We start from the raw sequence: 12,576 nt of genomic DNA, 5'->3' as shown, positions 1-12,576 counted from the left end.
AGGCATGACAGTCTCTTAGAACGTGAAGCTTTTACTGTAAAGCCCGAGATATTTAACCTTGGAAAAACAGGGCCGGGGCAGCAGTACTCAGGTATCGGCAAATTCTTAATGTAAACCTAATTATTAAAACTAGTCCGACAAGCATGGGACAAAGTTTTTTGGAAAGACTGGATACACGGTTAGACTCAATAGACGAGTTTGAACGTGAACCGGTACCTGAAAACAAGCGCAAAGGATGGAAAGGCTTTCTCGGAATGTACGCCGGGGAACATACAGCCGGCACGGAATTCGTTATTGGACCGTTGTTTGTAGCCCACGGGGTTGCCGCCTACGACCTTATTTGGGGCCTGATTGTTGGAAACATACTTGCGGTGCTGAGCTGGGCGTTTCTTTGTGCACCGGTAGCCGTAAAAACCAAGCTGACGCTCTACTGGCAATTGAGAAAAATTTGCGGGCCAAAGCTCGCCTCCATTTACAATGTGGTGAATGCGCTGATGTTCTGTTTCCTGGCTGGTTCCATGATTGCGGTGTCAGCCACTGCGGTGGGGCTGCCGTTCGGTATTCCCATGCCGGGACTGGGAGATTGGCTGCCTACCAGCATTGGATGGGTTGTAACTGTTTTTATCGTGGGACTGATAATCACGCTGGTAGCCATTTTGGGTTATGATTATGTGGCTCGGTTTGCGAATATTGCGTTTCCCTGGATGATCCTGGTTTTTGTCGCGGCTGCGTTGGCGGTTTTGCCACAGTTGGGGGTTCATTCGGTATCTGAGTTTTGGACGGTTGCCCAGGAGAAAATATGGACCGGGACGCCCGCGGAGGGGCAGAGCAAATTTACCTTTTGGCACGTGATGTTTTTTGCCTGGTTTGCCAACATGGCCATGCATATCGGAATGTCGGATATGTCGATTCTGCGGTTTGCAAAAAAATGGCAGCATGGATTTTCGTCGGCAACGGGCATGTTTTTTGGACATTTTATCGCCTGGATGGCATCCGGTATACTTACGGCCGCGGCCGCGGGAGCTATAGCGCCGGGAATCATCGCTTATAACAGTGCCGGTGTGGCCGGCGCCATTTGCGTGGTCATTGCAGGATGGACCACCGCCAATCCAACGATTTACCGGGCGGGACTGGCTTTTCAATCGGTTACTCCCAACTGGAAGCGGTGGAAGGTGACCCTGTTTACCGGGCTGGTGACTTCAATTGCCGCATGCTTCCCGGCGCTTGTTATGCTGCTGCTCGACTTTGTAGCCCTCTATGGCCTGGTTTTGATGCCGATGGGAGCCGTAATATTCATGGATGTGATGGTGTTCCCGAAAATCGGGATGAAGAGCAATTTCGCAGAATTGGTGCAAATGGATTTTAACTGGTCGGCAGGCCTTACGTGGTTCGTCACACTGTTGCTGTGCCTGTTTATTAACCTGTATATGGGAGTGGAAATATTCTTTCTCGGTCTGCCGGGTTGGTTTATTGCGATACTGCTGTATGTGGGATTAAGCAAACTGCAGCAAGACAGGTTTCAAAAGGCAGCCAATGTAGAAATGGCCAAAACATAATCTGCATGCCGTCCGAGCCGGTTGAAGACGATTTGACTGAATTTTTAATTTTAACAAAAAGTGTAAGACTTGAATACAGGAACAGTTATGACTTCAGATAAAAAGAACAAAAGTACCGTCAAAAATTACTTCAGACAAGTTGAAAGCAAGTGGGATGATGCGGAGGTTAAAGGCAAAGATGCCCTCGACCGCCTGGTCTACCGTTCAAATTTGCTGGGAAGTGATGCCTACATCAACAATACCGGTGGAGGGAATACATCCAGTAAAGTGATGGAAGAGGATCCCATTACCGGAGAAGAAGTTGAGGTGCTGTGGGTCAAAGGTTCAGGGGGAGATCTCAGGACGGCTACACGTCCCAATTTCGCCTCCCTCTACCAGCAGAAATTACTGGATCTCCAGGAGGTCTACGCCGGTTTTGAAAATACCGGTTTGAAAACTCCTGCCGAGGATAAAATGACTGAGTATTATGCCCACTGTACCTATAATTTGAATCCGCGGGCACCATCTATCGATACCCCGCTGCATAGTTTTATTCCATACAAATTTGTTGATCATACCCACCCGGTACCTATTATTGCCATCGCCACGGCTGATAACGGGGAGGAGCTGATGAAGGAGATCTATGGTGATCGTATGGCATGGGTTGACTGGATGCGACCCGGTTTTGAACTTGGACTTAAACTGCAGGAAACCATCGAAGAAAATCCGGGTATCGACGGTATCATTCTTGGAGGTCATGGGCTGATAAATTGGTCCAATGACGACAAAGAATGCTACGAGCTTAGCCTTGAACTGATTAACCAAGCGGCAGATTACCTGTCTGAACATGAGTTGGGAGAAGAATCTTACGGTGGACGACAATATGAATCGTTGCCAAAAGAGGAACGGCGTGAGGCGCTTTCTGAAGTTTTACCTTATATCCGGGGTCAGGTAAGCAGGGAAAATAAATTTATCGGGACGATTCAGGATGATGAGCTTACACTGCAGTTTATCAACTCAAAGGATGCACCTGAACTAGCAGAATTGGGAACCTCCTGTCCGGATCACTTCATTCGGACCAAAATAAAGCCCTTGTACGTTGAGTGGGATCCGCAGAATGAAGATATCGATCAACTAAAGGATAAGATCAGCAACGGACTGACCCAATACCGAGAGGATTATATTGAATACTACGAAAGTTGCAGTCCGGAAGATCCATTTGATATGAGGGATCCGAATCCCACTGTAATTCTTATTCCGGGTCTTGGAATGATTACCTGGGGGAAAAACAAGAGTGAATCACGGGTCACCGCCGAATTTTATACGGCTGCCATCGGGGTCATGCGAGGAGCTGAATCGGTGGGCAATTATACTGCAATTTCCAAGCAGGAAGCCTATGATATAGAGTACTGGGCTCTTGAAATTGCCAAACTGAAACGCATGCCACCGGAAGATGAGCTCTCCCGGCAGGTTATTGCGGTTGTCGGAGCCGGAAGCGGCATCGGCAAGGCACTGGTTTCGCGACTGATTGAAGAGGGAGCCACCGTAGCCGCCCTCGACCTCGATGAAAAAGCGGCCACCGGAACCGCGGATGAAGTTCTCGACCAGATCGGAATGGGAATTGGCGTTGCGGGGTCCGATATCAGCGGATCGGGCGATGTGATCGGAGTGGGCTGCGACATTACGGACCGAAGCTCTGTTCAGGACGCACTGAAAAAGCTGACCATCGCCTATGGCGGGTTAGACAATGTGGTGGTAACCGCGGGACTCTATCCCACACCAGACGATGACGGAAACCTGAGTGACAGCGCCTGGGACAAGAGTTTTGCTGTCAACGTCAAGGGAAGTTTTATCGTGGCAGATGAGGCTTCCAGGATTTGGGACAAGCAGGGGCTGCAGGGCAGCATGGTGATAACAACCAGTGCCAACGCCGTGGTAGCGAAAGCCGGAAGCTTCGCCTATGATACCAGCAAGGCGGCGGCCAACCACCTGATCCGCGAGCTTGCGATCGACCTTGCTCCCAATGTTCGTGTTAACGGCGTGGCTCCCGCCACAGTGGTGGAAGGCAGCAGCATGTTTCCCCGCAACCGTGTCAAGGCGTCACTTACGAAGTACGGCATCGACTTTAGTGATGACGAGGATACCGAAACTCTGCGGGAACGACTGGCTGAGTTTTATGCCAGCCGCACCCTTACAAAGCGACCGATCTCGCTTGAACAGCAGACCGAAGCGATCTACCAGTTACTAAGCTCAAACATGGAGAACACGACCGGTCACATCGTTCCGGTTGATGGCGGCCTGACGGAAGCTTTCCTGCGCTAATGCTCAAAGTTCTCTTTTAGTTATGAGAATACTGCTAATCATACTCTCCTTAACCGGGCTGGCACTGACGCTCTTGCCGTCAGTGCTGGTCTTTCTACAGGAACTGTCCCTCGAAGATCATAAACTATACATGATTTTCGGGATGGTTCTATGGTTTATTACGGCTCCCTTCTGGGTTAAAGAGCAGGAGTTGTAGTCAGGTTCGGGGAGAGTTTTTATAACTCACAATGGCATCTGTTGGTGCGGCAATGTCAATGTAACGGGATTCCGGGAATCAAAATACAGTTCATTACCCGACCCTGGTTACAGTAACGCGCAGCACTTATTTTCTGTCGAAATCAGTGAACAAAGGCCTTTTTAAAGCCGGGGTTTTGTCCGGAATTGAAGTCAATGAATTTGTAATGGCAGTTTATATTGCGCAAATAAATATGTTGAATACGAGTTGATTTTAAGTTCGACAAGACAACGGCTTTGCAAAGACCTCTTAACAGTTAAATAAACCAGTTTTTGAATGAAGATTGATCAGCAGCAAATTGAAGACCACAACCGGAATTATACTCAACGACACGAGCACCGGTTTGAGTCGCTGGCAGATCAGCTGGTTAAACAGGATCATCCTGTCGAAGAGTTGATCGATCATCTGACAGCTTTCCAGGTGGCTATTCCCAGCTGGGCGCTTGGAGCGGGCGGAACCCGTTTCGGGCGGTTTCCCATAGGGGGGGAGCCCGGAAATCTGGAGGAAAAAATTGCTGATGTTGGCATTCTTCATGCGTTGAATCGCTCGAGCGGGGCTATTTCACTGCATATTCCCTGGGATATACCGGAGGACAGCGCCGCTGTCAGGGAACTGGCTGAACAGCATGATCTTGTTTTTGATGCGGTCAATTCCAATACGTTCCAGGACCAGGAAGGCCAGAAACACTCCTACAAGTTCGGCTCCCTGTGTCATACGGATCAAGCCGTTCGACAACAGGCTATTGACCATAATATTGAGGTCATCGGGTATGGTAAACAGCTCGGATCCAAAGCGCTGACGGTGTGGCTGGCGGACGGGTCAAATTTCCCGGGGCAGCAGAATTTTCAAAAAGCCCTGTCCAATATCCAGGAATCACTGGAGCAGATATATGCGGCACTTCCCGCAGACTGGGAGATACTGATCGAGTATAAGCCGTATGAACCCAATTTCTACTCGATGGTGATCCCGGACTGGGGCACCTCGTTTCTGCTGGCGAATAAAATCGGAGATAGGGCACAGACGCTGGTAGATCTTGGACACCATCTGCCGAATACCAATATAGAACAGATTGTGGCTACCCTGCTGATGGAAGACAAGCTGGGTGGATTCCATTTTAATGACTCGAAATACGGCGATGATGATCTCACAACGGGGACCATAAAGCCGTACCAACTGTTCCTAATTTTTAATGAGCTGGTTCAGGGTACGGAGAATCCCGCCGATCTCAGGCAGAATATTGCATGGATGATTGACGCCAGTCACAATGTTAAAGATCCGCTGGAAGACCTGTTGCAGTCGGTGGAGGCGATAAACCAGGCCTATGTAAAAGCGATGCTGGTAGATCGAGAACTACTGGAGGAGGCAAGGAATTCAAATGACCCGGTGCTGGCCCAGGAAACGTTGCAGGACGCCTACCAGACCGATGTCCGGCCGCTGCTGAGGGAAGCCCGAATTCGAAACAAGGCGGCGGCCGATCCGCTTCAGCTATACCGACAACTGGAGGTCCGCAACAAGCTGGTGGAAGAGCGCGGCTCCGAGACCCGGGCCACAGGGCTGTAAAACGCACAAGTACTGGACCGGCTGACTGTATTTTCAGGATAATGCCGGTTGCGGAGAACCATTATTTTTAAGTAAACAACAGATTTATACCATTGAAACAAGAGGAAGGAATACCGGTTACAGCCGTTTTTGATATCGGGAAGACCAACAAGAAATTTCTGCTTTTTGACGAAAGATACAGGGTCGTTTTTCAAAATAGTACAGAACTGGACCAGACCACTGATGATGACGGGGATTCCTGTGAGGATCTCGAGCAGCTGGTGCACTGGATTGGCAAGCAGTTTGAAAATGTAACCGGTAATGAGGATTACAGGGTAGAAAAGCTTAATTTTTCTACCTATGGCGCAACGCTGGTTCATCTCGATAAGGAGGGACAGCCTGTTACCCCGCTATACAATTACTTGAAAGATTATCCCGAACCGCTGCAGCAAAAGTTTTATGACCAGTATGGCGGGCAGAGCCAGTTTTCAATTGAAACGGCTTCTCCCCCGATGGGGATGCTCAATTCCGGCCTGCAGCTCTACTGGCTTAAATATCGCAAGCAGGAACAGTTTAAGAAAATAAACCACACCCTGCATTTTCCCCAGTACTTGAGCTACCTTTTTACGGACAAGGTACATTCTGAACTGACAAGTATAGGATGTCATACGGGGATGTGGAATTTCAGGGAAAATGGATATCATCGCTGGCTGGAGGCCGAGGGAATGCTCGGTCTGCTACCCGATATCAAACCAGTGGGAGCAACTTATCCCCCTGTGGGAACGGATCTGGATATTCAGATAGGGAACGGCATTCACGACAGTTCAGCCGCGCTGGCACCATACCTGATTGCGCTTGAGGAGCCTTTTTTGCTGGTATCCACGGGTACCTGGAGTATCTCGTTTAATCCCTTCAATACCGATCCGCTTACATTCGAGGAGTTGAAACGAGACTGCCTGTGCTACATGAATATCTATGGTGAGCAGGTTAAAGCCTCAAGACTATTTTTGGGCAAGGAGTACATGCATCAAAAACGCCGGCTGGAATCTCATTTTAACCGGGAAAGTACGGCTTCAGCCCCCGAACTGGACCCCGGTTTGCTGCGATCCCTGATTAATGAAGGAAATCCAGCAAAAAGACTTCAGCTTGAACAGGCTTACGGGTCCGGCCCGTACCCGCAAAAAGAGGCTGGAAACTGGAAACTGAATTCTTTTGAATCATACCAGGAAGCCTATCACCAGCTTATGCTGGACCTGGTTTCCATTCAAACCGACTGTATAGGCCTGGTTGAGGGGGAGCAAAAGCTGGATAAACTGATTGTGACGGGGGGATTCAGCCAAAACAAATTTTATATGAAGATGCTGGCCAGCGCGTTTCCCGGGAAGAAAGTATATACCGCTTCCCTGTCTAACGCCTCGGCCCTGGGAGCGGCCCTGGTGATAAATGACCCGGAATCATTTGGTAAAGACGCGCAAAAAGAATTACTTGATCTCACACTGCATAAACCACTGCAGGATACAGGCATTGAAGAGTATCGCTGGAAATCATCCGCTAAACGCATTTAAAGAATTGAAGGGAAAGACAAAACGTAATGCAGATCTCTCTATTTATTACATGCTTTAACGACACCCTCTTCCCGGATACGGGCAAGGCAACGGTGCAGCTGCTGGAGCGGCTGGGTCATACCGTGGAATTCCCTATGGAACAGACCTGCTGCGGGCAGATGCATTACAACACCGGGTACCATGATGAGGCAATTCCCCTGGTGCGTAAATTTGTTGAGGTTTTCGGGGATGCCGAAGCAATTGTGGCACCCTCGGCTTCCTGCGTGGCCATGGTTCACGAATTTTATCATAAAGTGGCTGAGCGGGCCGAAGACCGGGGACTGGCGCGGGAAGTGGATCGGGTTGTACCCCGCGTGTTTGAGCTGTCCCAGTTTTTGGTGGATGAACTGGGAGTGGAGGATGTGGGAGCCTACTATCCGCACCGCGTTACGTATCATCCGACCTGCCACTCCCTGCGGATGCTAAAGGTCGGCGATGCCCCGTTACGGCTGCTCCACAACGTAAAGGGACTGGACCTTATAGAGCTCCCCGCTGCGGAGGAGTGCTGCGGCTTTGGCGGAACATTTGCTGTCAAAAATGCGGATACCTCCATGGCAATGCTCGGCGACAAAATTCGGCATATAAAAGATACCGGTGCGGAGGTCTGTATCGCTGGTGACAACTCCTGCCTGATGCATATCGGGGGTGCCCTGCAGCGTCAGCGCGGCGGGGTAAAAACCGTGCATCTCGCAGAAATATTGGCCTCGACGGAAGACTGAGGCTTTGAGAATGAACCCGGCAGCACGGCAATCTGCTCAATTTAACAGAATACAGTAACCATGAGTGCAAAATCCGACATTCAACAGACGCCCACATTCCAGGCTTCGGCCAAGGCGTACCTCGACAACACCCAGCTGCGCAGAAACATCGGTCATGCCACCCATACCATCCGAGACAAACGCCAGAAAATAGTCGATGAAAAGCCGGACTGGGAAGCCCTGCGCGAGGCGGGAAACAAGATCAAGCAGCGTACGATGCGTCACCTGGACCGGTACCTGCTGCAGCTCGAGGAGTCGGTACAGCGGGCCGGGGGAACGGTACACTGGGCGCGGGATGCTGAGGAGGCCAACCGAATCATCGTGGACCTCGTGAAGCAACAGCAGGTCGAAGAGGTGGTCAAGGTGAAATCGATCACAACCGACGAAATAAAATTAAACAAGGCGCTGGCCGGCGAAGGAATACAGGCACTGGAAACCGACCTGGCCGAACTGATTGTGCAACTGGCTGAAGATGAACCTTCACATATACTGGTACCGGCGATTCACAAAAACCGGGCGGAGATCCGTGAGCTCTTCAAGAAAAAACTGAACCAAAAGGAACTCAGTGACCGCCCCGAGGACCTGGCCGAGGCGGCGCGCCTTTACCTGCGCAAGAAATTTTTGAGTGCAAAGGTGGGAATCAGCGGGGCAAATTTTGCTGTGGCGGAGAGCGGAACAATCTCTGTCGTGGAATCAGAGGGGAACGGCCGGATGTGTACCACGCTCCCGGAAACGCTGATCACGGTGATGGGCATCGAAAAACTGATACCCACCTGGCGCGATTTTGAAGTGTTCATGCAGCTGCTGCCCCGTTCGGCCACGGCCGAGCGTATGAATCCCTACAACTCATTTTGGACCGGAGTGACAGAGGGGGACGGGCCGCAGGAATTTCACCTGGTGCTGCTGGACAACGGCCGTACCAATGTATTAGGTGACGAGGTAGGGCGGCAGACCCTCAACTGCATCCGCTGCAGTGCCTGCCTGAATGTGTGTCCGGTGTACGAGCGTACCGGTGGACATGCCTACAATTCGGTGTATCCCGGTCCCATTGGAGCGATACTGACACCACAGCTCAAAGGGCTGGAAGATGATGGCGTAGCATCACTGCCGTATGCCTCCAGCCTGTGCGGCGCTTGTTACGAGGTGTGCCCGGTGAAAATTAATATCCCGGAAGTGCTCGTTCACCTGCGGGGTAAAATTGTAGATAAAAAGAAGCGGGGCGCGGGTCTGAAAAACAAGATGGATGAGGAGCATATCGGCATGAAGCTGATGGCACGGGCGTTTAAAAAACGATCGCGCTACGAACGGGCTCAAAAGATTGCGCGTGTGGGACAGGGATTTTTTGAGCGTGACGGCACCATCTCAAAGCTGCCAGGACAGCTCTCCGGGTGGACCGCCATGCGTGATTTGAAACCGATCCCCAAACAAACATTCAGAGAATGGTGGAAGGAACGAGACAACGATGAGTGACGGAAGAGAAGAGATACTGAATCGGGTACGAACGGCACTTTCGGGAGTTCCGGAGGATGAGGAACCGGGTGATATACCTGTTCCGCGGGAATACCGGCGGAAGGGATCGCTGGATGATGCACAGCTGACCGACCTGTTTGCCGAGCGAACCGGTGAGTACAAAGCGACCATCCAGCGGGTTGAGGAAAAGGACCTGCAATCTGTTATTTCGGCAGCTTGTCAAAAGGAGAAGGTGGAACGCCTGGTGGTGCCCGCCCAGTTTCCGGAGCGGTGGCTGCCGGCTGATCTTGAGCTGCTGCATGACGAGGTCGACCAGCCGCTTTCGCACCGACAGCTGGATGAATCGGACGGCGTGGTAACGACGTGTGCCCTTGCCGTGGCAGAAACGGGAACCATCATCCTGGATGCCGGACCCGGGCAAGGGCGCCGGGCGCTCACGCTGCTGCCCGACTACCACCTGTGTATTGTGCGGGAAGATCAGATCGTAGAAGTTGTCCCGGAGGCGTTCGAACGATTTAATGAAAAGATTCAACAGGACGGCCCCCCGCTTACCTTTATTTCGGGCCCCTCGGCTACCTCCGATATTGAGCTGAACCGCGTAGAGGGCGTTCACGGTCCCCGCCGGCTGGAAGTGCTTATAGCCTCAAAATAGTTATATTCGATTTAAAGCTATGAAGGGATCAGAAATCGGATGTTCGAGCACGCCGGCCCTTCTCACATTTTAATCCGACAGCAGATCATCTTACGTATGAATATATTAACTCGCATAAGTACCCTGCTCGCTCTTTTTTTACTGGTTACTTCTCAACTACTGGCACAGCAGGGGAGCGTCCGGGAGGGTTTGACCTTCCAGAGTTCTATTCTTGAGAAGAAGGTCAACTACAGCATCTATCTTCCGCCGAATTATGACGATACAAACCGAGAATACCCGGTGCTCTACCTGTTGCATGGATATACTGACAATGAAGATGGCTGGATCCAGTTCGGGCAGGTTAAAAAGATCGTGGACCGGCAACATGACAATATCGATGTTTCAGAAATGGTTATCGTGATGCCGGATGCAGGGGTTAGCTGGTATATCAACAGCCATGACGGGGATACCCGGTATGAAGACTTTTTTGTGGATGAGTTTATTCCGGGCATCGATTCCACCTACCGCACACGCAGCTCAAAAGAGTTCCGGGCGGTGGCCGGACTTTCCATGGGCGGGTACGGAACTCTGATCCTGGCACTGAAACATCACGAGCTGTTTACTGCTGCCGCTCCACTGAGTGCGGCCGTTTTTCTGGATGAAGAGATTGAAGAGATGGACCAGGAGACCTGGGACGGCGTCTTTCAGATTCCGTTTGAAGAGGGATTGACTGGAAAACAGCGGTTTACGGACCATTATCGCCAAAATTCGATACTGGATATCGTGGAAAATGGGAATGCCGACTCGCTGAATACGGTAGACTACTATATCGACTGTGGAGATGATGATTTCCTCGTGAAAGGTAATATGGCCTTGCACAGCGCCATGATCGACAAGGAGATTGAGCACGAGTTCCGGATACGAGACGGGGGGCATACCTGGGATTACTGGCGATCGGCACTGCCGCAGGTTCTAACGTTTGTCAGCCAGAGCTTCCATCGTTAATAAATGGATTTTTCCAGCGAAGGGCTTAAATTCGGAGATAGGCTGGTCCCACCGGTTGGGGGCCGATTTTTTTGTGCAGTTTCCGATATGTCGGGCCGTGGCGCATCATGCCTTTAGGCAGGGAACATGCTTTTTGTAAAGTATTGGTTTTTCGTTTCCTGTATCTGTACATATTGGCAGGAGAGGGATATTACAATCAATAGGTAACAGGGGGTTAAGATGGAGGATATGGACAACTCACTACTGGATAGATATGGCCGATTGCTCTCGCTGGATTTTTATCGGGGACTCACCATGTTTTTGCTTATTGCCGAGGGGGCCGGTCTCTGGTTTGCCGTCGTTGACCCGTATTTCGAAGGGAGCCTTATCAGCACCATCGGCACTCAGTTTCATCATCACCCGTGGAATGGACTCCGTTTCTGGGATCTCGTACAGCCGTTTTTTATGTTCATTGTCGGGGTGGCCATGCCGATCTCATTTGGTAAACGGTGGGCACGCGGGGATTCCTGGAGTTCAACCTTGCAGCATGCCGTTAACCGGTCTATTGTGTTACTTGCCCTGGGTTTGCTTCTTCACTGTATCTATGCGGGTGAAATTGTATTTGAACTCTGGAATGTGCTCTCACAGCTCTCTTTCACTTATCTGCTGGCATTTCTGATAATGCGTAAAAGCTGGAAATTTCAGATTGGATTCTCCGCTGGCCTGCTACTCCTTACGGAACTTCTGTACCGTCTCTGGTGGGTTGATGGGTTCAATCAGCCTTTTACACCAGACAAAAATTTCGGTGCCTGGCTTGACTTGGTGCTTATGGGGAAACTCAGCGGAGGGCACTGGGTAGCCGTTAATGCCATTCCCACAGCGGCCCATACGATCTGGGGAGTGATCGCCGGACAGCTGTTGATAAGCAGCCGGGGATCGGTTGAAAAAATTAAAAAACTGCTAATATATGGCATAGGATTGCTCCTTGTGGGATATCTGCTCGATCCGGTGACACCTATTGTCAAGCGAATTGCCACCTCTTCCTTTACCATCGCCAGCGGGGGCTGGTGTCTGTTGGCGCTGGCTGTATCATTTTACCTGTTTGATGTGAAAAAAATATATACCGGCAACGCTCGCTTTTTTGCTATTGTGGGAATGAATCCCCTATTTATCTATCTGTTCAGTGAATTGGGGGGTGTTGACTGGTTTTACAGCATGGTAGAGGTATTTACTGTGGATATCCTGGGACTGGTATCCGTTCCCGGAGCTTGGATAGGTGTCGTAACCTCGCTAATCGTATTGGGCATGATGTGGTACATGACCTATTTTCTGTACAAGCGGAAGATATTTATCTCAATTTAATGATGAGTGCACTCTGCCGGAAAAGACCACCGTCTAACCGGGTTCAATATTGTTGTACTTTTAGTATGTTTGGATTAAAAGAGGGCTTTGCAAAACCCTCAATTCCTCGTTCTGGGGGCGTTGTACTCCCGTAAAA

10 protein-coding genes are annotated in these 12,576 nt (G+C 50.5%); all 10 read left to right on the top strand.

The window, feature by feature from the left end:
• Nucleotides 1–143: 143 nt before the first annotated feature.
• Nucleotides 144–1,556, top strand: coding sequence for a purine-cytosine permease family protein (locus ACG2F4_RS06390; RefSeq protein WP_395259386.1), 1,413 nt, complete (start codon nucleotides 144–146; stop codon nucleotides 1,554–1,556).
• 87 nt (nucleotides 1,557–1,643) lie between these two features.
• On the top strand, nucleotides 1,644–3,857 hold the full coding sequence (locus tag ACG2F4_RS06385) for a bifunctional rhamnulose-1-phosphate aldolase/short-chain dehydrogenase (RefSeq protein WP_395259385.1): 2,214 nt from the start codon (nucleotides 1,644–1,646) through the stop codon (nucleotides 3,855–3,857).
• 22 nt (nucleotides 3,858–3,879) lie between these two features.
• Nucleotides 3,880–4,053: a hypothetical protein gene (locus tag ACG2F4_RS06380; protein ID WP_395259384.1), complete on the top strand. Its 174-nt coding sequence runs from the start codon at nucleotides 3,880–3,882 to the stop codon at nucleotides 4,051–4,053.
• A gap of 315 nt (nucleotides 4,054–4,368) precedes the next feature.
• A complete protein-coding gene (locus ACG2F4_RS06375) occupies nucleotides 4,369–5,652 on the top strand; it encodes a TIM barrel protein (protein ID WP_395259383.1) in 1,284 nt (427 codons plus the stop codon).
• Nucleotides 5,653–5,744: 92 nt separating this feature from the next.
• Nucleotides 5,745–7,196, top strand: coding sequence for an FGGY-family carbohydrate kinase (locus ACG2F4_RS06370; RefSeq protein ID WP_395259382.1), 1,452 nt, complete (start codon nucleotides 5,745–5,747; stop codon nucleotides 7,194–7,196).
• Between the two features lie 26 nt (nucleotides 7,197–7,222).
• Nucleotides 7,223–7,954, top strand: coding sequence for a (Fe-S)-binding protein (locus tag ACG2F4_RS06365; protein ID WP_395259381.1), 732 nt, complete (start codon nucleotides 7,223–7,225; stop codon nucleotides 7,952–7,954).
• 60 nt (nucleotides 7,955–8,014) lie between these two features.
• A complete protein-coding gene (locus ACG2F4_RS06360) occupies nucleotides 8,015–9,463 on the top strand; it encodes a LutB/LldF family L-lactate oxidation iron-sulfur protein (RefSeq protein WP_395259380.1) in 1,449 nt (482 codons plus the stop codon).
• Nucleotides 9,456–10,115 (top strand): lactate utilization protein C, encoded by a 660-nt coding sequence (locus ACG2F4_RS06355; protein ID WP_395259379.1) that lies wholly within the window; start codon nucleotides 9,456–9,458, stop codon nucleotides 10,113–10,115. The genes ACG2F4_RS06360 and ACG2F4_RS06355 overlap by 8 nt, the downstream gene beginning before the upstream one ends.
• Nucleotides 10,116–10,211: 96 nt before the next feature.
• Entirely contained in the window at nucleotides 10,212–11,099 is an 888-nt protein-coding gene (locus tag ACG2F4_RS06350; RefSeq protein ID WP_395259378.1) for an alpha/beta hydrolase, read from the top strand.
• A gap of 228 nt (nucleotides 11,100–11,327) precedes the next feature.
• On the top strand, nucleotides 11,328–12,440 hold the full coding sequence (locus tag ACG2F4_RS06345; protein ID WP_395259377.1) for an acyltransferase family protein: 1,113 nt from the start codon (nucleotides 11,328–11,330) through the stop codon (nucleotides 12,438–12,440).
• The last annotated feature ends 136 nt before the right edge of the window (nucleotides 12,441–12,576 follow it).

Source organism: Halalkalibaculum sp. DA3122 (assembly GCF_043951865.1).
Lineage (GTDB): Bacteria > Bacteroidota > Rhodothermia > Balneolales > Balneolaceae > JAMQKA01.
Note: the sequence above shows the minus strand (reverse complement) of the source record. Positions and strands in the feature narration are given on the sequence as shown.

Coding starts and splice junctions, on each gene's coding strand:
- ACG2F4_RS06390 (WP_395259386.1), top strand. CDS start 144: ATGGGACAAAGTTTTTTGGAAAGACTGGATACACGGTTAGACTCAATA.
- ACG2F4_RS06385 (WP_395259385.1), top strand. CDS start 1,644: ATGACTTCAGATAAAAAGAACAAAAGTACCGTCAAAAATTACTTCAGA.
- ACG2F4_RS06380 (WP_395259384.1), top strand. CDS start 3,880: ATGAGAATACTGCTAATCATACTCTCCTTAACCGGGCTGGCACTGACG.
- ACG2F4_RS06375 (WP_395259383.1), top strand. CDS start 4,369: ATGAAGATTGATCAGCAGCAAATTGAAGACCACAACCGGAATTATACT.
- ACG2F4_RS06365 (WP_395259381.1), top strand. CDS start 7,223: ATGCAGATCTCTCTATTTATTACATGCTTTAACGACACCCTCTTCCCG.
- ACG2F4_RS06360 (WP_395259380.1), top strand. CDS start 8,015: ATGAGTGCAAAATCCGACATTCAACAGACGCCCACATTCCAGGCTTCG.
- ACG2F4_RS06355 (WP_395259379.1), top strand. CDS start 9,456: ATGAGTGACGGAAGAGAAGAGATACTGAATCGGGTACGAACGGCACTT.
- ACG2F4_RS06350 (WP_395259378.1), top strand. CDS start 10,212: ATGAATATATTAACTCGCATAAGTACCCTGCTCGCTCTTTTTTTACTG.
- ACG2F4_RS06345 (WP_395259377.1), top strand. CDS start 11,328: ATGGACAACTCACTACTGGATAGATATGGCCGATTGCTCTCGCTGGAT.